The organism is Mesorhizobium sp. M0243, assembly GCF_040321775.1.
Taxonomy (GTDB): Bacteria; Pseudomonadota; Alphaproteobacteria; order Rhizobiales; family Rhizobiaceae; genus Mesorhizobium.
The window spans coordinates 42571-65807 of record NZ_JAMYSF010000024.1; the positions used below are offsets into that span (position 1 = coordinate 42571).

At 61.8% G+C, this 23237-nt stretch carries 18 protein-coding genes and 2 pseudogenes; 8 read left to right on the forward strand and 12 right to left on the reverse strand.

Annotated elements, in window-relative coordinates:
* Nucleotides 1-169: 169 nt before the first annotated feature.
* Together NKJ11_RS25610 and NKJ11_RS25615 are read left to right on the forward strand one after the other, a co-directional pair.
* Entirely contained in the window at nucleotides 170-1531 is a 1362-nt protein-coding gene (locus tag NKJ11_RS25610; protein WP_352794567.1) for a cytochrome ubiquinol oxidase subunit I, read from the forward strand.
* A 9-nt stretch (nucleotides 1532-1540) separates the two neighbouring features.
* Complete coding sequence (locus NKJ11_RS25615) at nucleotides 1541-2545, forward strand: cytochrome d ubiquinol oxidase subunit II (protein ID WP_352794569.1); 1005 nt, start codon at nucleotides 1541-1543, stop codon at nucleotides 2543-2545.
* A gap of 146 nt (nucleotides 2546-2691) precedes the next feature.
* On the opposite strand, the pseudogene NKJ11_RS25620 reads toward NKJ11_RS25615, so the two are convergent.
* The 5 genes and pseudogenes from NKJ11_RS25620 to NKJ11_RS25640 form a co-directional block, all read right to left on the reverse strand.
* Nucleotides 2692-2978, reverse strand: a pseudogene (locus NKJ11_RS25620) (GIY-YIG nuclease family protein).
* Nucleotides 2979-3162: 184 nt separating this feature from the next.
* Nucleotides 3163-3900 carry a peptide-methionine (S)-S-oxide reductase MsrA gene (gene msrA / locus NKJ11_RS25625; RefSeq protein ID WP_352794570.1) on the reverse strand — a complete coding sequence of 246 codons (738 nt, stop codon included), beginning with the start codon at nucleotides 3898-3900 and terminating at the stop codon, nucleotides 3163-3165.
* A 142-nt stretch (nucleotides 3901-4042) separates the two neighbouring features.
* Nucleotides 4043-4300, reverse strand: coding sequence for a hypothetical protein (locus NKJ11_RS25630; protein WP_352554371.1), 258 nt, complete (start codon nucleotides 4298-4300; stop codon nucleotides 4043-4045).
* A 101-nt stretch (nucleotides 4301-4401) separates the two neighbouring features.
* Nucleotides 4402-5100 (reverse strand): DUF1223 domain-containing protein, encoded by a 699-nt coding sequence (locus NKJ11_RS25635; RefSeq protein WP_352794572.1) that lies wholly within the window; start codon nucleotides 5098-5100, stop codon nucleotides 4402-4404.
* A 345-nt stretch (nucleotides 5101-5445) separates the two neighbouring features.
* A complete protein-coding gene (locus NKJ11_RS25640; RefSeq protein WP_352794574.1) occupies nucleotides 5446-6615 on the reverse strand; it encodes a TadE/TadG family type IV pilus assembly protein in 1170 nt (389 codons plus the stop codon).
* Nucleotides 6616-6874: 259 nt separating this feature from the next.
* Here NKJ11_RS25640 and lepA point away from each other — a divergent pair, with 259 nt between their 5' ends.
* The 6 genes from lepA (at nucleotide 6875) to NKJ11_RS25670 (ending at nucleotide 13313) form a co-directional block, all read left to right on the forward strand.
* Entirely contained in the window at nucleotides 6875-8680 is a 1806-nt protein-coding gene (gene lepA / locus NKJ11_RS25645) for a translation elongation factor 4 (RefSeq protein ID WP_352794575.1), read from the forward strand.
* A gap of 253 nt (nucleotides 8681-8933) precedes the next feature.
* Nucleotides 8934-9977: a UvrD-helicase domain-containing protein gene (locus NKJ11_RS25650; protein ID WP_352794577.1), complete on the forward strand. Its 1044-nt coding sequence runs from the start codon at nucleotides 8934-8936 to the stop codon at nucleotides 9975-9977.
* A complete protein-coding gene (locus NKJ11_RS25655) occupies nucleotides 9917-10339 on the forward strand; it encodes a 3'-5' exonuclease (protein ID WP_352794579.1) in 423 nt (140 codons plus the stop codon). Before NKJ11_RS25650 ends, NKJ11_RS25655 begins: the two co-directional genes overlap by 61 nt.
* Nucleotides 10336-10992 (forward strand): DarT ssDNA thymidine ADP-ribosyltransferase family protein, encoded by a 657-nt coding sequence (locus tag NKJ11_RS25660; protein ID WP_352794580.1) that lies wholly within the window; start codon nucleotides 10336-10338, stop codon nucleotides 10990-10992. The genes NKJ11_RS25655 and NKJ11_RS25660 overlap by 4 nt, the downstream gene beginning before the upstream one ends.
* A 21-nt stretch (nucleotides 10993-11013) precedes the next feature.
* Nucleotides 11014-12681, forward strand: a complete 1668-nt coding sequence (locus NKJ11_RS25665) for an ADP-ribosylglycohydrolase family protein (protein WP_352794581.1) — start codon at nucleotides 11014-11016, stop codon at nucleotides 12679-12681.
* A gap of 62 nt (nucleotides 12682-12743) precedes the next feature.
* Nucleotides 12744-13313: a hypothetical protein gene (locus tag NKJ11_RS25670; RefSeq protein WP_352794582.1), complete on the forward strand. Its 570-nt coding sequence runs from the start codon at nucleotides 12744-12746 to the stop codon at nucleotides 13311-13313.
* 294 nt (nucleotides 13314-13607) lie between these two features.
* Here the strand turns inward: NKJ11_RS25670 and NKJ11_RS25675 are convergent, their stop codons facing one another.
* From NKJ11_RS25675 to NKJ11_RS25705, 7 genes and pseudogenes are all read right to left on the reverse strand, one after another.
* Nucleotides 13608-15248, reverse strand: coding sequence for an ABC transporter substrate-binding protein (locus NKJ11_RS25675; RefSeq protein ID WP_352794584.1), 1641 nt, complete (start codon nucleotides 15246-15248; stop codon nucleotides 13608-13610).
* A gap of 481 nt (nucleotides 15249-15729) precedes the next feature.
* A pseudogene (locus tag NKJ11_RS25680) lies at nucleotides 15730-16677 on the reverse strand (alpha/beta hydrolase fold domain-containing protein).
* A gap of 11 nt (nucleotides 16678-16688) precedes the next feature.
* Nucleotides 16689-17369, reverse strand: coding sequence for an isochorismatase family protein (locus NKJ11_RS25685; protein WP_352794585.1), 681 nt, complete (start codon nucleotides 17367-17369; stop codon nucleotides 16689-16691).
* A gap of 259 nt (nucleotides 17370-17628) precedes the next feature.
* The gene (locus tag NKJ11_RS25690; protein ID WP_352794586.1) at nucleotides 17629-18933 is read right to left on the reverse strand and encodes a M24 family metallopeptidase; all 1305 of its coding nucleotides are present in this window, start codon (nucleotides 18931-18933) and stop codon (nucleotides 17629-17631) included.
* A 315-nt stretch (nucleotides 18934-19248) separates the two neighbouring features.
* Nucleotides 19249-20220: a GlxA family transcriptional regulator gene (locus NKJ11_RS25695; protein ID WP_128305626.1), complete on the reverse strand. Its 972-nt coding sequence runs from the start codon at nucleotides 20218-20220 to the stop codon at nucleotides 19249-19251.
* 296 nt (nucleotides 20221-20516) lie between these two features.
* On the reverse strand, nucleotides 20517-21713 hold the full coding sequence (locus NKJ11_RS25700) for a trans-sulfuration enzyme family protein (protein ID WP_023813443.1): 1197 nt from the start codon (nucleotides 21711-21713) through the stop codon (nucleotides 20517-20519).
* Nucleotides 21710-23131, reverse strand: a complete 1422-nt coding sequence (locus NKJ11_RS25705) for a pyridoxal-phosphate dependent enzyme (protein ID WP_352794587.1) — start codon at nucleotides 23129-23131, stop codon at nucleotides 21710-21712. Before NKJ11_RS25705 ends, NKJ11_RS25700 begins: the two co-directional genes overlap by 4 nt.
* Nucleotides 23132-23237: the final 106 nt, after the last annotated feature.

Here is a 23237-nt window from a genome sequence, read left to right on the forward strand (position 1 = left end):
GACAATCGTGCCCGGCCGGCCGTTGCAGGTGCGGCGCACAGGCCCAGAGTTGCGCGGCACAACCGGCAAAATTGTCCTGTGGCGTTCAGCCTCGCGGCAGGACGCCGCTTTGACCTGAACTCGCTTCGGGCCTATCCTTCGCGAGTATTTGCAGCAGCCGGAGCCCATCATGGACCCGCTCATACTTTCGCGTATCCAGTTCGGCACGAATATTTCATTCCATATTCTATTTCCGACGATCACCATTGCGCTGGGTTGGGTGCTGCTGTTCTTCAAGCTGCGCTACAACGCGACCAACGATTCCGCTTGGATGCGCGCCTATTTCACCTGGGTGAAGGTTTTCGCGCTGTCCTTTGCCATGGGCGTGGTTTCGGGCGTCACCATGAGCTTCCAGTTCGGCACCAACTGGCCGGGCTACATGGAAAAGGTCGGCAACATCGCCGGGCCGCTGCTGGCCTACGAAATCCTCACCGCCTTCTTCCTCGAAGCGGCCTTCCTCGGCATCATGCTGTTCGGCTTCCGCCGCGTCTCCAACCGCATCCACACGCTGGCGACGGTGCTGGTCGCCGGCGGCACCACCGTCTCGGCATTCTGGATCATCGCGCTCAATTCCTGGATGCAGACGCCGGCCGGCTTCGAGATGCGCGACGGCGTGGCGCATGCGGTCGACTGGTGGGCAATCATCTTCAACCCGTCAATGCCTTACAGGCTGACCCACATGCTGCTGGCGTCGGGGCTGACGGTGTCGTTCCTGATCGCTGGCCTGTCGGCGCTGCGCTATCTCACCGGCGACCGCTCGGAATCGATGTGGAAGGCGCTGCGCACCGGCGTCTTCACGGCGGCGACCCTGATCCCGATCCAGATCTTCGCCGGCGACCAGCATGGGCTGAACACGCTGGAGCATCAGCCGCAGAAGATCGCCGCCATGGAGGCCAACTGGAACACCGGCCCCAACGTGCCGCTGGTGCTCTTCGCGCTGCCCGACGAGGCAGCCAGGGAGAACAAATTCGAGATCGCCATTCCCAATGGGGCCAGCCTGGTGCTGCGGCACTCGACCAGCGGCGTGGTGCCGGGGTTGAACGACTATCCCGGCAATCATCCGCCGGTCTTTCCGGTGTTCTGGGGTTTCCGCATCATGGTCGGCACGGGCATATTGATGCTGCTCGTCTCATGGTCGGCGGCCTTCTTCCTCAAGCGCCGGCACAGCCTGCCCAAGCCGCTGGCCATGCTGATGGTGCCGATGGCGCTGTCGGGCTGGCTGGCGACGCTGGCCGGCTGGTACACCACCGAAATCGGCCGCCAGCCCTGGCTGGTGACCGGCGTGCTGAAAACCGCCGACGCGGTCGGCCCGGTGGCCGGCAGCCATGTCGCGCTGACGCTCGCCATATACCTCGTTCTCTATGTGCTGTTGCTGATCGCCTATCTCGGCGTGCTGGTGCACCTGGCGCTGAAGGCGGCGAAGGACGGCGATTCATCGCCGCTGCCGGGCGTCATGAACGCCGCCATGTCGCAGCCGGCGGCTGGCGAGTAGGAGAAGAAAATGAGCTTCGACTGGCCAACCGCGCTCCCCTTGATCTTCGCCGGCCTGATGGGCCTCGCCATCCTGATCTACGTCATTCTCGACGGTTTCGATCTCGGCATCGGCATTCTGTTCGCCGCCGCTGAAGACGCCGAACAGGATACGATGATTGCCGCGATCGGCCCGTTCTGGGACGCCAACGAAACCTGGCTGGTGCTGGCCGTCGGCCTGCTGCTGGTCGCCTTCCCGCTGGCGCATGGCGTCATCCTGACGGCGCTCTACATTCCGGTCTTCGTGCTTTTGCTCGGGCTGATCCTGCGCGGCGTCGCCTTCGATTTCCGCGCCAAGGTGCCGACCGAGCGCAAGCACCGCTGGAACCGTATTTTCTTCCTCGGCTCCATCATCGCATCGCTGGCGCAGGGCTATATGCTGGGCGTCTATGTGCTGGGCCTCGATGTCGGCCTCGGCGGCGTGGCGTTCGGCGTGCTGGTGGCGTTCTGCCTTGCCGCGGCCTATGCGGCGATGGGCGCCGCCTGGGTGATCTACAAGACTGAAGGCGAGTTGCAGAGGAAGGCCGTGCGCTGGCTGCGCACCGCGCTGGTGCTGACCGCGCTCGGCATGGCGGCGGTGTCGCTGGCGACGCCCTTCGCCAGCCCGCGTATCTTCGACAAATGGTTCGTCTGGCCGGTAATGCTTTATCTGTCGCCGCTGCCGATCCTGTCGGCGCTTTTGTTCCTGTGGCTGTGGCGGCAGACCTTCCATCTGCCGAAGCCCGACGACCGCCATTCGTTGATGCCGTTCCTGACGCTGGCCGCCATCTTCGCGCTCGGCTTTGCCGGCCTCGCCTGGTCGTTCTACCCGTTCGTGGTGCCGGATCGCCTGACCATCTGGCAGGCGGCTTCCGCGCCGGAGAGCCTGGCCATCATTCTGGCCGGCACCGTGGTCGTGCTGCCGGTCATCATCTTCTATTCGTTCTATGCCTACCGGGTGTTCGGCGGCAAGGCGACGGATTTGACTTATGATTGAGGTGGGTCAGTGGGGGTCAAGGTGGCAGCGGCTACCGTGCCTTTGTCATCCTAGGGCGGAGCAAGGAGCGAAGCGACGCAGCGCAGACCCTAGGATCCATGCCGTAACGGTGGTGCAGTGATCCGACGGTGCAAGAAACGGTGCGCCTACCACCCCGTCCCGCGAAAAAGCTTGAACCACTCCGGATTCGCTTTTTCGATCAGGTCGATCTTCCATTGGCGAGGCCAGCGCTTCAGTGATTTCTCGCGCTGGATGGCATCAGTGATGTCGAAAATTCCTCATACCAGACCAGCCGCTGCACGCCGTAGCGGCTGGTGAACCCTGCGCCTTGGCCGGATTTGTGTTCCGGCATGCGGCGGCCGAGGTCATTGGTGACACCGATGTAGATCGTGCCACGCTTTTGGCTAGCGGTCATGTAAACGTAGCCGGTCATCGCGTAAGGATAGCTGGCGATCTACCGGGCAGCTATCCTGATCCGCCGCATTCTACGACCAATGTCACGGCATGGATCCTAGGGTCTGCGCTGCGTCGCTACGCTCCTTGCTCCGCCCTAGGATGACGAAGGGAAGGAGGGCATCGCCGCCCTTCGCACCTCCCACACGCCAACCAGCGCTATCTCAATTGCTCGCCGACAGCACCAGCACGGGCTTTTCGCTGTAGAGCGTCGGGAACAGTGCCTTCAAGTTCGCCACCTTGGGCAGGTCGTTGTAGACGATGTAGGGATAGGTCGGGTTCAGCGTCAGGAAATCCTGATGGTAATTCTCGGCCGGATAGAAGGTCTTGCCGGTTTCCAGCGTGGTGACGATCGGCTCCGGGAACACCTTGGCCTGGTCGAGCTGGGCGATGTAGCTTTGCGCGATCTTCTTCTGTGCATCGTTTTCGGCGAAGATCGTCGAGCGGTATTGCGTGCCGGAGTCCGGACCCTGGAAATTCAGCTGGGTCGGGTTGTGGGCGACCGAGAAATAGACCTGCAGCAGCTGGCCATAGGTCACCTTCGACGGATCGTAGGTGATCTCGACGGATTCGGCATGCCCGGTGCGGCCTGAGCCGACCGTCTCGTAGACGGCGGTGTCCTTGTCGCCGCCGGTGTAGCCGGAGACGGCCTTGGTGACGCCCTTGACGTGCTGGAAGACGCCCTGCATGCCCCAGAAGCAGCCGCCGGCGAAGATTGCCTTTTCAGTGCCGGTGGCCGCCTTCTCGTCGATTGCCGGCGGCGGGATCTTCACCGCGTCCTCGGCCGAAACCGCCGGCGTCAGCCAGAAGGCGGCGCCCGCTGCGGCAAGTGCCAGGGCGGCGAGCGCGCTGCGGAAGACGTTCGACGATTGTCTGGTGACTGGTTTTTGAATGTCGGTCATGGCTTGAGCTCCTGTGACGTCCATCATGTGGAGTCTATTGGATAAGATACGATCATGCGACGGGCGAGTTGCGGCCGAAGCCTCACTTTCACGTGCATCCGGATACGGACCCGCGGGACCGAAGCCGGAAACAGCACCACCTTTACTTGGCCGGCGCCATCGCATCCGTTGCCGGCTTCATGGCGTCGGCGGCCGGCTTCATGGAATTGGTGGCCATCGGATCGGCTGGCTTCATCGCCTCGGTTGCAGGCTTCATCGCATCCGCGGCCGGTTTCATCGCATTTGCAGCCGGCTTCATCGCGTTGGTCGCGTCGTCGGCACGAGCGATGCCGCCGGAAAACAGCGCCGTCGAGCACAAAGCGAGAGCGAGCGCCGGCAGCGTCAGGCGGGAAATGGTCATGATGATCTCCTTGGGTTGGTCGTGAAGGCGCGCCCTCTTGGCGGCCGTGCTATGCGGCGCCGCTCCATGCGGCGTTGCGCAATCTCTTGCCGAAGCGCGATCTAGTCGGTCGCGGCAGCCAGGATCGGTCCGCCACCGGGCGACTGCACGAGCACGGCGGTGCTCAGGCCGCCGGATGCGGCGGGCAGCGGATACGTCGTGGCCGCGCCGGTCCAGCTGCCGAGGTTTTTGAGCGCATGCACGACATTGGCGTGCGGCAAGGTGCGGCCGGTGTTTTCGCCGCGCGCCACCGGCACCTCGACGACGCCCTTGGCATAGCGCACCAGCCAGACATCGGCGTGGCCGCCAGGTGCGGCGCCGGCGCCGATCCTGATCTTGCCGCCATCGAGCGACAATGCCGGGCCGCCCGTCCGGCCGCTCTCCGAGATCAGCTTTTCGATCTCGCCGGGTGCGGCGCCGACAACATCGGCATGGCCGTTGACCACCACTTGCGGCGTGAACGGCCCGTCATGGCCGAGCGCCGGCTCGTAACTGACCTGGCGCCGGGTGAATTCCTGTTTTCCGAAAATATCCTTCCAGCCGAGATAGTCCCAGTAGGTGACGTTGAACGACAGCGCCAGCACACCGGGCTGGTCCTTGACCTTGATCAGATTGGCATTGGCCGGCGGGCAGGACGAGCAGCCCTGGCTGGTGAACAGCTCGACCACGGTGAGCGGCTGGGCGGCGGCCGCACCGAGCGACGCCGCCAGCGCGAGCGCTGAGAGGCTGGACACTGTGACGAACTTGCGGGATCGCGACATCGGCTTGCTCCGTGGGCGGCGGCGCCTGGATGCACCACTCATCTCCCCACTTCGCCGCTGCTTGCTGCTTCGTTACAGCGCTCACTGGTTTGTGATGAAGGTTCGGGAGATCGCAGGGAAAGCCGGAGGGACAGCACCCCCCTCTGGCCTGCCGGCCATCTCCCCCGCAAGGAGGGAGATCGACCCTCATCACGGCTTTCGCCTATCACTAGCTTCGCAACAGGAGCGCGGCCGACGAAGCTGCCAATCTCCCCCCTTGCGGGGGAGATGTCCGGCAGGACAGAGGGGGGTGTGAAGGATCGCCAAGCCTCACAAGCCCATAGGGCGTTTAGCCTGGGGCAGCGTCTACTGCGTCAGCACCGTGTTGGAGGGCCGCTTGTTGAAGTCGCACTTGCCGGTCACGCTGTAGAAGAAGTCGGCGTTCGTGACGTCTGGCAGTGGAGGATTGTTGCCGCCGTCTTCCCATGCCTGGTCGCTGGTCTGGCTGCAAGGCACCACTTTGAAGATGTCGACGTCCGTGTTGCTGGCAACCTCGACGGGGAGGTATTTGGAAGGGTCCAGTGCCTTTTGTGCCGCGGTGCTGTACCCGGCGCCGAGGTAGAGCCGGTTCGACGTGTCTGTATTGTTCGACTTGAGCGGGTTGACCGGTCCGGACGGCACATCCATCTGCAGATAGAGCTTGTCCACCGTGCTCACGTTGATTGTTGCGCCACTGCTGTTTCCGGCGGTATTCGTGGTCGCGCACGTCGTCTTGAAATAGATGGTGGCGCTCGTCTTTCCGCTTTTTGCCACCGCGGTGCTTCTGTAAACTCCCGCAGTGGCAGTGAAATCGGTTACCGATCCTACCGTCGTGCACACTTGGGTCTGAACCAGCGTATTGGTTGGTCCCGTGGTAATAGTTGTCGTCCCGTAACCTTTCGGCTCGGTAGCCGTATAGGTCTTACCCCCGCTCGTATAGGAATAACTATACGCTTTGTAGTTATAGTTGGCCTTCATCATGGCCGTCGGTGTGGTCGTGGAAGTCCAACCGTAGGGAAGGCCGTACAAGGTCATGGTCTTGTTCCAGTAGCCTGAAACGTGATCGACGTTGAATGTGGCCTCCACCAGTGCGGGCGTCTTGCTCACCGCCGACGAGACACCGACCGGCACCGTGGTGATCCGGGCGATCTGCATGAACACGGTCGGCATGGCGTAGCTTGCCGAGGCCCGCGCTGTGGCGGTGCCGTTGGCGCTGACGTCGAAGCTGTTCAGCGTCGCTGTGCCCTGTCCGCCGTTTTCTCTGTAGGTATCCTGGAGCACCACCTGGCGCTGCGGCTTCGTCGAGGCCGTTTCCATCGTGGTGATCGACAGGATCGCGGCGTCGAGTGCCGCCTGCTCGGTCGACCTGGTCTGGACCGCGGAGGTGTAGTCGACGGAAAAGCCGATCGCGGTGATCAGCGGAATCATGGCGAGAACAAGTATCGGTGCGAACGAGCCGCTCCGCGACTCGATAAAACTGCCTGCAAGCCCCCGCATGCCTTCGTCCTTACATCAGATATTTCCTCCGGCTAACATGCCGATCACAAATTATGCTCTAACGCGCGTGGTTAAAATTTATCGATTTTTCGAGGAATCCGGGGGGAAAGGCGACAAGCGCCCGCACCGCTTGCCCCGGCAGCGGCCTGCTCTGCCTTCCCGGCAGCGCCTGTACGGCTTGCAAGGCAACGGGCCGCGCCACATGTACGGCGGCAGCCTGCCGCTTGCTCGGGCAAGCCACCCCTGCTAAACGCGCGCCATGAGCACGCCCCTCGACCACATCCGCAATTTCTCCATCGTCGCCCATATCGACCATGGCAAATCCACGCTTGCCGACAGGCTGATCCAGCTGACCGGCGGGCTGGAGCTGCGCGACATGAAGGAGCAGGTGCTGGACTCGATGGACATCGAGCGCGAGCGCGGCATCACCATCAAGGCGCAGACGGTGCGGCTGAAGTACCACGCCAACAATGGCGAGGACTATATCCTCAATTTGATCGATACGCCCGGACATGTCGACTTCGCCTATGAAGTGTCGCGCTCGCTCGCCGCCTGCGAGGGGTCGCTTCTGGTGGTCGACGCCTCGCAGGGCGTCGAGGCGCAGACGCTGGCCAATGTCTACCAGGCGATCGACAACAACCACGAGATCGTCGTGGTGCTGAACAAGGTCGACCTGCCGGCCGCCGAGCCCGAGCGCATCCGCGAGCAGGTCGAGGAGGTGATCGGCATCGACGCCTCCAACGCCGTGCTGATCTCGGCCAAGACCGGCCTCGGCATTCCCGACGTGCTGGAAGCCATCGTCCACCAATTGCCGCCGCCGCGCGAGGGTGACGCTTCGGCCCCGTTGAAGGCGATGCTGGTCGACAGCTGGTACGACGCCTATCTTGGCGTCATCGTGCTGGTGCGCATCATCGACGGCGTGCTGAAAAAGGGCCAGACCATCCGCATGATGGGCACCGGCGCCAAGCACCTGGTCGAGCGCACCGGCGTGTTCACCCCGGCCCGCATCAATGTCGACGAGCTCGGCCCCGGCGAGTTCGGCTTTTTCACCGGCTCGATCAAGGAAGTGGCCGACACCCGCGTCGGCGACACCATCACCGAGGACAAGCGCACAACCGCCAAGGCGCTGCCCGGCTTCAAGCCGGCGCAGCCGGTGGTGTTCTGCGGCCTGTTCCCGGTCGACGCCGCCGATTTCGAGGACCTGCGCGCCGCGGTTGGCAAGCTGCGCCTCAACGACGCCTCCTTCTCCTTTGAAATGGAAACCAGTGCGGCGCTCGGCTTCGGCTATCGCTGCGGTTTCCTTGGCCTGCTGCATCTGGAAATCATCCAGGAGCGGCTGGAGCGCGAGTTCAACCTCGACCTCATCGCCACGGCGCCCTCAGTCGTCTACCGGCTGGCGCTAACCGACGGCTCGATGAAGGAATTGCACAACCCGGCCGACATGCCGGATGTGGTGAAAATCTCGGCCATTGAGGAGCCGTGGATCCGCGCCACCATTTTGACGCCCGACGACTATCTCGGCGGCATTTTGAAACTCTGCCAGGACCGGCGCGGCATCCAGGCCGACCTGTCCTATGTCGGCAAGCGCGCCATGCTGATCTACGATCTGCCGCTCAACGAAGTCGTCTTCGATTTCTACGACCGGCTGAAGTCGATCTCCAAGGGTTACGCCTCCTTCGACTATCACCTCACCGACTACCGGGAAGGCGACCTCGTGAAGATGTCGATCCTGGTGAATGAGGAGCCGGTGGATGCGCTTTCCATGCTGGTGCACCGCACGGCGGCGGAAAAGCGCGGTAGGCAGATGTGCGAGAAGCTGAAAGAGCTGATCCCCAACCATCTGTTCAAGATCCCGATCCAGGCCGCAATCGGCGGCAAGGTCATCGCCCGCGAAACCATCTCGGCACTGCGCAAAGACGTCACCGCCAAATGCTACGGCGGCGACGTGAGCCGGAAGCGCAAGCTGTTGGACAAGCAGAAAGAGGGCAAGAAGCGGATGCGCCAGTTCGGCAAGGTGGATATTCCGCAGGAGGCGTTTATTCAGGCGCTTAAGATGGGGGATTGAGGAGCCGATTCGAGCTTTTCGCGAACAGGATCCGTATCCCTGGATGATCAAGGGTTGTCGAATAACGATCCAGCTTTTCGTGCCACGAAGTGGGAGGCATAGGCCTGCGCAGCATGCTATGTAAGACGGGCTTCCTGTAACTAGAGATGCTCATACACGTATCCAATTTTCTTGTGTCAAAACTTGGAATACTGTAGCGCTCAACGGCTTGTTTTAACAGTGGGCAAAAACGCCACTGGCTCGGGGGGCAACAATGAGAGTTCTTCCAAATATAGTTCCAACGCCAGAGCAGCTACCAATAATTAGCGCCAACAGATTAGGCATCGAGGTAATAAGAGGAGCGGCCGGAAGCGGTAAGACTTCCACCGCTATTCTGAGGCTTCGTTCTTTAGCTTACATGTTTGAGGCTAGGCGAACTAGGCAAGAGAATGACACACCTGTACGACTTTTAGTTTTAACATTCAATAGGACTCTTGCTGGTTACATTAGAGCTCTTACTGAGGACCAGGTTGAAGAGTTTGAAAATACCGATCTTGAGATAAATACTTTCGCTAAGTGGTCTATAGGTCTCCTTGGTGGAAGAAATATCATTTCCGATACTAGGCGTGAGCAAGTTATATCCGGACTTGCTCGTACCATTCCTCTTGCTGGATCATATGTTGTAAAGGAAGTCGATTACCTTCTGGGGCGGTTCGAGCCCGACGGCATCGAAAGCTATTTAACGGTTGAACGGACTGGGCGGGGCACTGAACCTCGTGTAGATCGTGCCCTCAGGAGGCGATTGCTGGATGAGGTGGTCTACCCGTATAAGGAATGGCTCAATAATAATAACCTATTTGACTGGAATGATATTGCGGTTGAGATGGCTCAATCTAGAGAAAATCTGGAGTATGACATCGTCATCGTGGATGAAAGCCAGGATTTTTCAGCAAATCAACTAAGAGCTATCCGGCACCACATTGCCGACGAGTTCGCTGTCACATTCGTGATTGACACTGCACAGCGTATCTATGCCAGAGGCTTCACATGGGCCGAAACTGGTTTCGATATGCAAGGGGCTAGGTACCATACCCTACGCGCGAACCATAGGAATACGGTTCAGATAACAGCCTTCGCAGCTGGAATCCTAGCTGGTTTGGCTGTGGAAGAGGACGGGGCTCTGCCAAGACTGGAAAGCGCCACAAGGCAAGGCCCGTTGCCCGTTATACTGAAAGGTCGATACGATCCACAGGTGGAATGGCGCTGGATTATATTCACAAAACCGTCAACCTTGAAGAGGAGAGCGTTGCATTCCTGAAGCCTCAAGGGGGTGGATATTTTGATAGGCTGAAAGAATTTCTGGATGACCGTGGAATTTCCTATGTAAATATAACTAGAGAGGCGGATTGGCCGGAAGACGGAGGGAGTGTTGCCCTAAGTACCTTCCACTCAGCCAAAGGACTTGAATTCGACTACGTTATAATACTTGGACTAAATGACAGAAATACTGATCACGCGGCTGATCAGATTGATGATCAACTTACGGTTCTGCGAAGACTGCTTGCTGTGGCGGTAGCTCGGGCGAGAAAGGCGGTAATTATTGGTTACAAGCCGGGCGAGGAATCAGATTTAGTCCAATTTTTTGCTGAAGGAACGATCCAAGAGATCGACCTACGATGATTGACGTCGAACTTCGAGAACGAAATATTACGGAAGTGCTCCACTTTACAACGAATCGTGGTGTTGTAGGGACCCTCGCTTTGCGATCTTTGCTGTCCCGGAGAAGATTGCCGACCGAAGCCTATTTGGAACATGTTTTGCATCCAAATGCTGGTGTTCGACCAGAAGCGTCAATCTACTTCGACAAGAGCGCGGATTGGTTGGATTACGTCAACCTATCCATATCGGAGATCAACAGCCGTTTTTTCAGTGTGTCTGAGCGCTGGCACCAAAACGCGGACGTGTGGTGGGCAATCCTAGCCTTCGACCCCATCATAATGACCCATGATGGCGTTGTCTTTGCCACCACCAACAACGGATATCCCTATTGCCAACGCGCCTCAACCGAAGCAGGATTCGAAGCTCTGTTTGGGCCGAGCATCCGACGAAAGTCGGACTGGAGGGCAACCAGAGGTGGGCGGCCCAGCTCTTTGCCGACCTGCGAACAGGCTGAGGTGCTCTATCCGCATCAGGTGTCGACCGACTATCTCAGGAGGGTGTATGTGAGAAGCGGGGATGACGTCGACAGTATTTCGGGATGGTTGCGCGAATTAAGTCATACAGGAGTTCAAGTCACACTTGATCCTGATAAGTTCCTGGGCACACCAAATTGAAAGAAGAATTGAACGGTGCGCATGGTCGATAACCGGGAGAGAAGCATCGTACGTTCTGCGCTTTGGGCAGCAGGGGGCGATGCATTGGGATGGATTACTGAATTAGCGCGGGATGGTACTGTAGAGGCTCGCTCTGGTGTTGATTATGTTACGGAGCCGATAGATTGGCGCCGCTACATTGGTGGTCGCTCTGGTGTCCGGGTATTTTTGCCCGCTGGAACTTACTCGGACGACACGCAACTTCGACTGGCGGTCTGTAGAGCTATTCGCGGAAATGGTGTGTTTGATGCCGAGGCGTTTGCGCGGGTTGAGCTGACTGTATGGCCTAGTTATGCGCTTGGAGCGGGTAGGGGAACGAAGGCCGCCGCACAAAACCTATCAAAGCGCGGGGTAAATTGGTTCTCAAATTTCTTTGAAAAGGGATCGGAGTACGTAACCGCTGGGGGCAATGGTGCTGCGATGCGGGTGCAACCTCACGTCTGGGTTGCCTCGGCAGAACGGCAGATTGAGATGCATACTGCGGTCCTGTCTGACGCACTGATCACTCATGGTCATCCTCATGGTTTTGCCGGTGCTTACCTGCACGCGCTTTTTTTGGCGGATGCAATCAATGGAAATTTGTCGGCGCCTACAAAATTTTATGACTTTGTAGATGCCTTCGCGGACATACCTGATCGTATAGAGGCAAATCGGGAACTGGCTGCATTTTGGCGTCCTGCTTGGGAGCAGGCAACCGGAATCTCCCTTACCAAAGCACTGTCGTCGGTCGCAGCCGAGATTTCAAAAGACCTCGACTCTATCATGCCACTTCTGGAAAGCGGGGATCCGCTCCAGTATGTGGAAATCTTAGAGCGACTCGGATGTCTTAGCGACCGGTACCGTGGGTCCGGTTTGAAGACCGCTGTGGCTGCTTCCGCGCTCGCGCATTTGTACCAAGATGATGTCGAGGGTGCGTTGGTGGCTGCAGCTAATGTGACAGCAAGCGACACAGACACAATTGCCACAATGGCGGGGGCAATAATGGGCGCGTGCACGCGTGCCGAGTTCAGATGGGCAGTGCAAGATCGGGAATATATCGTATCGGAAGCTTCGCGGCTGGCGAAGATTTCGGCAGGAAGTCAACAAGATAGCTTTGCCTATCCGGACTTAGCACGCTGGCAGCCTCCTCAGAACCAAAGCGATGCGATTGGCATTTTCAATGATCGATTGGCACTTGTCGGACTAGGGGAGGTTGGCCCCGTGGGTGAGGAATATGTAACTGACGACTCAGTCTGGCAGTGGATGAGATTGAATTTCGGCCAGACTATTCTCGTAAAACGGCGGACGAAAATCCGAACCTTAGTTGAAGCAAGCTCGATGCCTGCCGGTCGACAGGCTGCCCGCGTTGCGAAAATAGCACCTAACGATGGTTTAACTTCGAGGCGTAACCAGCTCTCTATTGAGAAGCGCAAATCAGCTGACATTTCGCCTAAGGAAGGCCAGTCATCCCATGAGATGTCTCTGTTTAAGAATGGCTCTTTTATTGACAAAATAACAGAGGAGGTAATCGGATCCAATTTCGACGATAACGTGACGGGCAAGATGTTTAACGCTTGCATAGATCATTTCAAATCCATCGAGGCCGCTACCAGCTTTGCCGCCATAATAGCAAAAGCTAAACTTAATTCGAATAGGCGGCGCGCCAAGTAAGACGCACCCCATTGAAAACGCCTCGCCTAGCGCATCCTTCGGACGGCTCAGGGGAACACAGCGTGCGCATCACCGCAGACACCATCGCCGCTGTCGGCCTCGCCATAGGTGGCGCTTTCGGCCTCGCCGGCACCTTCGTGGCCAGCGCTCCGCTGCGCGAAACGCTGTGGACGATCGATGGCGTGGCCCTGGTGGTGGCGACCGCGCTGCTGACGATGAAATACCAGCGGCTGGGCAATGACTGCATAGCTGCCGGGTTCCTGACCTTCCTCGCCGGCGAGAGCCTGCTGCTGGCCGGCAATGCGGCGGGGCTGGAGGCCAGCGTGCCCTCCTATGTCGGCGGCATCTCGCTGTGGGCGGCCGCACTGGTCATGGTCAGCGCACCGAAGACTTTCGCCCTGTGGATGCGACTCACCGCGCTCGTGGCAGCCGTGCTGTTTGTCGTGTCGGCTTGCATGATTCTCTGGGGCGCGCCCTTGCACCTCGCCGCCGCTGCCCGCCGCCGGCTATCCCTTCCTGGTGCTGACTTTTATCGGCTGGATCTGGACGCTGCTGAGGGCGGCGCGGTGAGCCTTTGTCTGCTTCCGTACCAAACGTCCGGCCTAGTTGATCGAGCATCGCCGGAACGGTAAAAAATCCGGGCGGCGGACCCAGGTTCGCCAGTGGCCGGCGCGGGCTCAGGCAACTGCCTCACCGGCATTCGCGCCGGCCATTTCTCAGTCGCATCCTGGTGGCAAGCGATCCAGCGGCTGGCGCCGGGTGTGAGGGTGGAGCGGAAGACCCATCCGCAAGCGAAGCTTGCGCTTTACGAAGCCCCCTCATCCGGCCGCTTCGCGGCCACCTTCTCCCCGAGGGGAGAAGAGGAGGCGCCAGTGCTGGCGGTCTGCTCCCCCCCTCCGGAGGAGAGGAACCCAAGAGCGGATGGCTCAGCTTTCAATCCAAACCTTCTCGAAATGCTGCTCCAGCGCCTGGTGCTGTTCGCAGCCTTCGACGCCCTTGCGGTAGGTCCGGTAGACCGAGCGCCAGTAGGGTTGGATGATGATGCCGGCGTCGCGCAGGTTCTGCTCGATCTTGCCCATGATCTCCTTGCGCGCCCTGGCGTCCGGGGTCGCCAGCGCCTTGTCGAGCAGGGTGTCGAACTCGGGATTGGCGTAGGCGCTTTCGTTCCAGGCGGCGCCCGATTTATACGCCAGCGCCAGCACCTGGACGCCGAGCGGGCGGCCGAGCCATTCGGTGCAGGAGAAGGGGTATTTGCTCCAGTCGTTCCAGAAGGTGGCGGCCGGCAGCACGGTGCGCTTGATCTTCAGGCCGGCCTCGCGCATCTGCGCGCCGATGGCGTCGCCGGTGCTCTTTTGCCATTCGACATCGACGGAAATGAGCTCGAATTCGTGGTCGGCCTTACCGGCCTCGGCGAGCAGCTTCTTCGACTGCTCGACGTCGCGCCTGGCCGGGCCGATATCGGCATATTCGGGGTGCATGGGGCCGACATGGTGGTTGTCGGCGGGCTTGCCGCGGCCGCCGAGGCCGAGCGCCAGCACGGCGGAATTGTCGACGGCGAGCTGGGCGGCGCGGCGCACCTTGACGTCGTCATAGGGCGCGTTGCCGATATTGAAGCGGGCGACGATGGTGGAGCCGGTGGCGATCTCGGAGTTCATCAGCCCCATCTGCTCGGTCTGCGAGACGGCGTCGGAGGCGGTTTCGTGGTCGGTGTCGATCTCGCCGGATTCGAAGGCCGACAGCATGGCGTTGGGGTCGGAGCCGTAATCGACCCATTTGATGCCGTCGAGGTGGAATTCGCCCTTCCACCAAGGCTTATCCCTGCGCTTCACCTCGGCGCCGGTCTCGGCGTCCCAGCTGACCAGCTCGCAGGGGCCGGTGGTGATGGCCAGCGCCTTCATGGGGTCGCCATCGCCCTCATAGGAGCGGTGCATGATCAGCGCCGGATAGTCGGCCATGCCGGCGATCAGCGAGATGTCTGACTTGGGCAGATTGAGCTTGATGGTGAAGTCGTCGACCTTGGCGATGCCGCCGTCGACGACCTTCTTGGTGTCGGCGTTGACCAGCGCGCCCATGCGCGCGGCGACCGAATTGCCGGGCACCGAGGCGTCGCACCAGCGGGTGAGGTTGTGGATGACATCATCGGCGTTGAAGGCATCGCCGTTCGACCAGGAAATGCCCTTGCGCACATGCAGTGTGAGCGTCCTGGCGTCGTCGCTGGCCTCCCAGCTTTCGAGCAGCCAGGGCTCGAAGGAGAAGTCGGTGTTCCAGCGCACCAGATATTCGTTGCAGTGGCGGGCGACATTCGACATCTCCACGCCGTCGAAGGTGCGCGGGTCCTTGAAGCCCTTGACGTTCATGGCGACGCGCAGGACGCCGCCTTTCTTGGGTTCCGCAGCGCGGGCAGGGGTGGGGGCGAGCCCGCCCAGCGCCATCGCGCCGGCGGCGCTGACGCCGAGGCCGGCCATCAGGGCCAGATATTCGCGGCGGTTGATGCCGCCGGTCCTGAAATCGTCGGCGACGGGCTTGGCTTTCGGGTGCAATTTGCGATCGGTCAGCATGAATTTCATCGTCGTTCCCCTGTTGTTGATGCATGCCGCCCAAAAGTGCCCAGCGGTTTTGGGACAACGGCATGCACAGAAAAATCGCCCCGGCCGATCGACAGACGCGGGGGCGGACGCGACCGCCGGGACGCCATTGCCTGAGGGGAATGATAGAGCGAGGTGACGCCGGGAAGTGTTCGGGAATCCGCAGTGATTGTGCGGGGTTCCGCAGGGGCCAAGCGAGGGCCTCCCCTTCGAAAATTGGCGAAGGGTGACGTGACAGCCAATCTCCCCCTTGCGGGGGAGATGTCCGGCAGGACAGAGGGGGGTGTGAAGGATCGCCAACCTTCGATCCCCAGATCATTTAAAATCGGTCTGAGAGCGCGGCTGGACTTAGCTGATTAGCTGAAAGGTCAGCGGGACAGCACCCCCCTCTGTCCTGCCGGACATCTCCCCCGCAAGGGGGGAGATTGGCGCCTCACCGCCGGCGCCTTCCTTCCTCAGCCACTCAATACGGCCACTCGCCCTTACCCAACGCACCAACCGCCGCAACAATCCGCGCAAACGCCTCCGCCGCTGCCGGTACAGTCGTTCGGGCGCGCAGGAAGCTGTGCACCAGCCTCGGCTCCTCGTGCCACCAGGCCTTGCCGCCGGCGGCCACAATGCGGTCGCGGTAGGTCTCGCCATCCGACGACAGCGGGTCGCACTCGGCGGTGACGATCACCGTCGGCGGCAGGCCGGTGAAATCCGTGTCGCGCAGCGGCGAGAAGGTCGGATCGTCAGGTGATTGCCGCCTGGCCGAACGGACGTCGCGGTAGAAGACGACGTCGGCCACTGACAGCAGCGGCGCCTCGGCGTGCTCGACATAGGAGCCGGCGCTCTCGTCGCCGCCTAGTTCGGGATAGATCAGCACCTGGCCGACCGCAGCTCTGATATGGCGGCGCGTCGTCTGCGCCACACCAGCGGCGAGATTGCCGCCGGCGCTTTCGCCACACAGGACCAGCGGCAGGCCTGATGTCGCTGCCGCCCATTCGAAGGCGGCCACCGCATCATCGAAGGCGGCGGGGTGCATGTGCTCCGGTGCCAGCCGGTAATCGACCGACAGCACGTCGAAGCCGGTGCCGGCGCAGAGCTCGGCGCAGATGTCGTCATGGCTTTACAGTCCGCCGAGGATGAAGCCGCCGCCATGATAGTAGACCACCATCGCCCTCGCAGCCGTGCCGGCGAATTGGTAGCGGCGGACCGGAATGTCCCGGCCGGCGGCGGCGATCAGGCCATCGCTGGCCTTGACGCCGGGCGGGCAGCCCTGGTGGAAGGCGCGGCTCATCCGGTCATAGACTTCGCGCTGCTTGTCGATCGGCAGGCCGATGATTTCGGGCGGATACCAGGCGTTGACCGCGTCGATATAGGCCCGGAGCTCTGGGTCGAGGCGGGTTTCGTAGGGGCCCCTGGTCATGCTTACGACGGTCATAGCTCGGCGTAGAGCGCGGCCGCGTTGTCGAAGGAGAAGCGCAGCGGCACCGAGCCTTCGACCTGCCAGGCGGTGACGGTCTCGCCGGCCAGCAGCCGGCAGGCGCTGACGGTGTCGGTGACGGCGCCGCCATAGAGCCGGTTGGCGAGGTTGAGAATGCCGGTCTGGTGCATGGCCGCGCTGCCGCTGCCGCAGGCATCCTTGACCAGCAGCACGCGAAAGCCCTTTGCCACCGCGTCTTTCACCGAGGCGTCGATACAGGCCTCGGTCCAGACGCCTGATACGACCAACCATTCGATGCCGGCGGATTTGATGTCGCGCGCCGCCGGCCCGGTGCGGAAGGCGCTGGCCTCGGCCTTGACCAGCAGCGCCTCGCCCATGGCCGGCGCCACCTCATGGCAGATCTCGGTCAGCGGATCGCTCTTGTCGGAAAAGGCCGACTTGCCGTCCTCACCGACCGGATGAAACGGCCGGTCCTGCTTGTCGAGATCGACGATGTAGGCCCAGTGGTAGAGCGGCACATTGTGCTGCCGCGCCGCCGCCTGCAGGCGCTGGACGTTGGCGAGGATGCCGGCAAAGCCGTCGACCAGGTAGCGCTTGTCCTGCCGGTGCTCTTCCTGCAGGTCGATGAAGATCGCGGCCACCGTGCCGCGCTTGATGGCGATGGGGGTTTTCATGCGGCTTCATTATCCACGGGCGGAGCAGTCCAAGACTCTTGCCTGTGCCGGTGGGACAGCACCCCCCTCTGCCCTGCCGGGCATCTCCCCCGCAAGGGGGGAGATCGGCCGTCGCGAATGCCCTCGCCAATCGTCAGAGTTGCAGGAAAAAGCGCTCCAGGCGACGCTGCCAATCTCCCCCCTTGCGGGGGAGATGTCCGGCAGGACAGAGGGGGGTGCGACGGAATGAGGCGCTTGTTGTGAGCGTTAGTTGCGCGTATCAAACCTGCGTCTCCAGAAACTCATCCTCATAGGGAAAGCGCGACAGAAGCTCCGTGCCGGTGTCGGTGATCAGGATCTCGTCCTCCAGCTTGACGCCCTCGCGGCCACCTTTCTCGCCGATGTAGCTTTCGACGCTCACCACCATGCCTGGCACGATATGGCCGTCGCGGCCATAGGTCTCGTAGTCCATGGAATGCGCGATGAACGGCGTTTCGCCATGCATGCCGACGCCGTGCATGACCGAGGTGTAGCGCTGGTCGACGAAACGGTCGGGGATTTTCCAGGCCTTCTCGGCGATCTCGCGGAACGCCATGCCGGGCCTGACGATCGAAATGTTGTGCTGAACCTGATCGTGCGCCATGCGGTAGAGCGACTTCTGGTAGGGCGTCGGCTTGCCCGGCCCGCAGCGGAAGGTGCGCGAGAAATCCGAATAATAGCCATAGCAGCCGATCGTGTCGGTATCGAGCGCCAGCAACTCGCCGGGGCGGATCTTCCGGCCGCTGGCCTCGTTGAACCAGGGATTGGTGCGCTGGCCGGAGGTGAGCAGCCGGGTCTCGATGAACTCGCCGCCCTGGCGGATGACCTCGCCATACATGATGGCGAACAGGTCGTTTTCGGAAACGCCGGGCTTGATCGCCTCGCGCACCGCATAGACGGCGGCCTCGGCGCCGGCCATCGACACCTGCAGGCATTTGACTTCCTCGGGCGTCTTCACGGCGCGCACCGCCAGGATCTCGCCCTGGCAATCGCGAACCTCGCAGCCGCGCTTTTCCAGCGCCAGCGCCTGCAGATGGCTGCAGCGGTCGAGGCCGAGCTTCATCGAGCCGCCGCCATGCTGCTTCAGAAGCTCGGCGATCTCGTCGGCGAAGGGACCGGCGGTTTCGTCGTCGCGGCCCGACACCGACGACCAGACGAGCTTGGAAGGACGCGCCTCGTCGATCGTGTCGAGCACCATGGAGACATGATAGCTCTGCGGGTATTCGAACAGCACGATCGGCCCAACGGTCGGGATAAAGAAATAGCGGGTCGAGTTGCGCAGGAAATAGCCGAACATGTTGCGCGAGCCGGTGGCGTAGCGCTGGTTATAGGGGTCGAACAACACGACGCCGCCATAGCCGGCCTCACGCATCCAGCCGCGCAGTTTCGCCAGCCGGCCCTTGCGCAGCGCATCGGCATCGATGAAGGACGGCTCGGTGTCCGACAGCCACATACCGCCGGCCGGATCGGCGGCAGCGGGGTGGCGCATGCGGTCCTTGAAGTCCACGTCCTCGGTGCTGTCGGGGTCGAATACGACGATGCTCATGGGGGTACGGCCTTGGCTGGGTTGCGAGGTCGGAGCATGACGCAGGAGGGGCGGAGGGATTGTGCGGAAAACCGCGTTTGTTGTGCGGGATGCCGCGGGCAGATGCGGAACGCTGGCGGGACAGCACCCCCCTCTGGCCTGCCGGCCATCTCCCCCGCAAGGAGGGAGATTGGCAGCTTCGATCCCGCCGCTTTTCTTGCAACATTCGAGATTGGCGAAAGCGGAGGTGCAGTCAATCTCCCCCCTTGCGGGGGAGATGTCCGGCAGGACAGAGGGGGTGTGACGGAACTCGTCGCGGCGCGATTAGCAAGTCCCCTAATGCCTCCTCGCCAATCTCGGCGGATGCCCGTGCTCCTCGCGAAACGCCCGGGCAAAGCTCGACATCGAGGCGAAGCCGCAGGCCAGCGCCACGTCGCGCACGGCGAGCGTCGAATGCGCCAAAAGGTCGGCGGCGCGTTTCAGCCTCAGGCGCCGGTAATAGCCATTGGGCGAGATGGCGAGTTCGGAGCGGAAGGAGCGTTCGAGCTTGTCGGAGGAGACGCCGAGCTTCGCGGTCAGCTCGGCCATGCCGAGCCGCTCCTCGACCGCGTCCTCCATGATGGCGATGGCCGACAGCACCAGTTCGTTCTGAACGCCGGTGCGCAGCCGCAGCGGCATCATCTTGCGGTCGATGCTGGAGCGCAGCTGGCTGTGCACGAACCATTCGGCGACGCCGGCCGCAAGCTCGGCGCCGTAGTCGCGGGTGATGATCTCCAGCATCATGTCGAGGCTGCCGACGCCGCCGGCCGAGGTGAAGCGCTTGCGGTCGATGACATAGAGGTCGCGCCTAAGCTCGATGTTGGGGAAGGCTTCGGTGAAGGCGGCCTGGCTGGTCCAGTGCAAGGTGCAGGCATGGCCGTCGAGCAGGCCAGCGCGGGCGAGGAAGAACGCGGCATCGGCCACCGCGCCGATATGGGCGCCGTTGCGCAGGCTCTTGCGGATCCAGTGTGCTGCGTCCTCGGCGACGAGATGATCGGCATCGCCGCCCGAGCAGACAACGATGCGATCGACCTTCGGCGCATCCTCGGCGTAAAAACCCGGCTGGATAACGACGCCGTTCGACGCCTCGACCGCGCCTTTCGTGCCGCCGACGATGATCCAGCGATAGCATTCTCTTTTCGCCAGGACATTGGCGGCACGCAGCGGCTCGATGACCGAGCTGAACGCCATCATCGGAAAGCCGGGAAACACCAGCACCGCGAAGGTGAGCGGGGTGTCGGTGGGTTTGGGTGGGGCGTGTGTAGCCATGGGGCGCTACACTTCGGGCAGATGGGGTTCGGGGTCAACGGGGCTTGGCTGAACGATGCGCGAAGCGCGGTTTGCCGTTGACCGTTGTCGCGGCGAAGAGATCGGTCCGACGTCGGCGGGACAGCACCCCCCTCTGGCCTGCCGGCCATCTCCCCCGCAAGGAGGGAGATTGGCAGCTTCGATGGCGCCGCTCGTCTTGCAACGTTCGAGATTAGCGAAAGCGGAAGTGACATCTGATCTCCCCACTAGAGGGGGAGATGTCCGGCAGGACAGAGGGGGGTGTGAAGGATCGCTGCCTATCCCCCCAGCGCCTGATCCAGATCCGCGATCAGATCGTCGCCATCCTCGATCCCCGCCGACAATCTTACCAGCGAATCCGATATGCCGATCTCGGCCCGCTTCTCGGCCGGAATGGACCCATGCGTCATCAGCGCCGGATGCTCGATCAGGCTTTCCACCCCGCCGAGGCTTTCGGCGAGCGTGAACAGTTGCGTGCGTTCGAGGAACTTTTTGGTGCCGGCAAGGTCACGGTCGAGCACGGCTGTGATCATGCCGCCGAAGGCGTGCATCTGCTGGACGGCGACGGCGTGCTGCGGGTGGCTGGCGAGGCCGGGATAGATGACGCGGCGGACGTCGCGGCGCGCTTCCAGCCATTGCGCGATCTTGAGGCCATTGGCGGAATGACGCTCCATCCTGAGCGCCAGCGTCTTCAGCCCGCGCAGCGCCAGAAAGCTGTCGAACGGACCCGAAATGGCGCCGATGGCGTTCTGCAGGAATTTCAGCTGGGTGGCGAGCTCCTTGTTGTCGCCGACCACGGCGACGCCGCCGACCATATCGGAATGGCCGTTGAGATATTTCGTCGTCGAATGCACCACGATATCGATGCCGAGCTCCAGCGGCCGCTGAATATAGGGACTGCAAAACGTGTTGTCGGCGACCGTGAGCAACCCCTTGTGCTTGGCGAGTGCCGCAACGCCTTCGAGGTCGACGATGCGCAGCAGCGGGTTGGTTGGCGTCTCGACCCACAGCATTTTCGTCTCGGGCCGGATCGCCGCCTCGACGGCAGCGAGGTCGGTGAAGTCGACGAACGAGACCTGCAGGTTGGCCGAGCGTTTGCGCACCCGCTCCATCAGCCGGAACGAGCCGCCATAAATGTCGTCGGTGGCGACGATGTGGGCGCCGGAATCGAGCAGTTCCAGCACGGTGGCGATCGCCGCCAGGCCGGACGCGAAGGCAAAGGCGGCCGAGCCGCTTTCGAGATCAGCCACGGCGCGCTCGAAGGCAAAGCGCGTCGGGTTCTGGCTGCGGGCATATTCAAAGCCCTTGTGCACGCCGGGAGACTGCTGGGCAAAGGTCGAGGTGGCGTAGATCGGCACCATCACCGCGCCGGTCAGCGGGTCGTGGCTCTGGCCGCCATGGATGGTGCGCGTCGAGAAAGCCAGACGGTTCTTGCCGGCTGAAGATGGGCCGGCTGGCGGAGTATTGCTGGTCATCGTGCGCGCCTCAAATGGTTGATCAGGTCTATGCGGGTTATCAGGCCGACGAACTCTTCGCCGTCGAAGATGATGGCGACCTCGTTGCGGTCGAAGACCGGCAGCAGCGCATCCAGCGTCTGGCTGGCCTGCAGCGTGTGCAGATTGGAGGTCATGGCCGTGCGCACCGGGCCGTTGAAGCGCTCCCAGCGGCCGTCATAGGGGCCGTCGACCTTGGCCAGGATGTCGCTTTCGTCGACGATGCCGACGAGCTTGCCATTGTCGAGCACCGGCAGCTGCGAGACATCGGAACGGCGCATGCGGCCATAGGCGTTGAGCAGGCTTTCGTCCGGGCCGACATAGACGGTGTCGCCGGTGCGGTGCGAGCGCATCACCAGATCGCGCAGATCGCCATGCTGCTCGTGCTCGGCCAGCCCCTGCTCGGCCAGCCAGAAATCGTCGAACACTTTCGACAGATACTTGTTGCCGCTGTCGCAGACGAAGGTGACGACGCGTTTCGGCACCGTCTGCTCGCGGCAATAGCGCAGCGCGGCGGACAAAAGCGTGCCTGAGGACGAACCGGCGAGGATACCTTCCTTCGACAAGAGGTCGCGGACCGCCAGCATGCTCTGCTTGTCGGGGATGGAATAGGCCTTCTTGACCAGCGACAGATCGGCGTTGGGCGGCACGAAATCCTCGCCGATGCCTTCGACCGTCCAGCTGCCGGCCTCTTCCATCTTGCCGGTCTTGATCAGCGGCGCCAGCACCGAGCCGACCGGGTCGGCCAGCACCATTTCGGTCTCCGGCGATACCTTGGCAAAGTAACGGCCAAGCCCGGTCAGCGTACCGCCCGAGCCGACTCCGACGACCACGGCATCGACGTCACCGTCGAGCTGCGAAAAGATCTCCGGGCCGGTGGTGGTTTCATGCGCCAGCGGATTGGCCGGGTTGGCGAACTGGTTGGCATAAAAGGCGCCGGGCGTTTCCGCTGCGATCTTCTCGGCCATGTCCTGGTAATATTCGGCATGGCCCTTGCCGACGTCGGAGCGCGTCATGCGCACTTCGGCGCCGAGCGCGCGCAGATGCTGGATCTTTTCGCGCGACATCTTGTCGGGCACGACCAGCACGATGCGATAGCCCTTTGGGATGCCGACCTGGGCAAGGCCAAGCCCGGTGTTGCCGGCGGTCGCCTCGACGATGGTGCCGCCGCGCCTGAGCCTGCCCTGCTTTTCAGCCGCGGCGATCATCGACAGCGCGATGCGGTCCTTGATCGAGCCGCCGGGGTTCTGGCTTTCGAGCTTGATGAACAGCCGGCACTTGCCGGTGTCGAATTTGGTCAGCTCGACCACCGGCGTCTGGCCGATCAGGTCGAGAACCGACGCATAGGGCGGACGCAGGCGGGACAATTCGTCGGCTGCGGCGATCTCGTGCTCGTTCATATCGATGCTCCATGACCAAGCGACCGCCTCGAGGCAGAGCGGCAGCGTATCCTCTTTTCCAGCCCTTTGCAGTCGGAAAGAAGATAGATCGTGCCAATCAACCGGC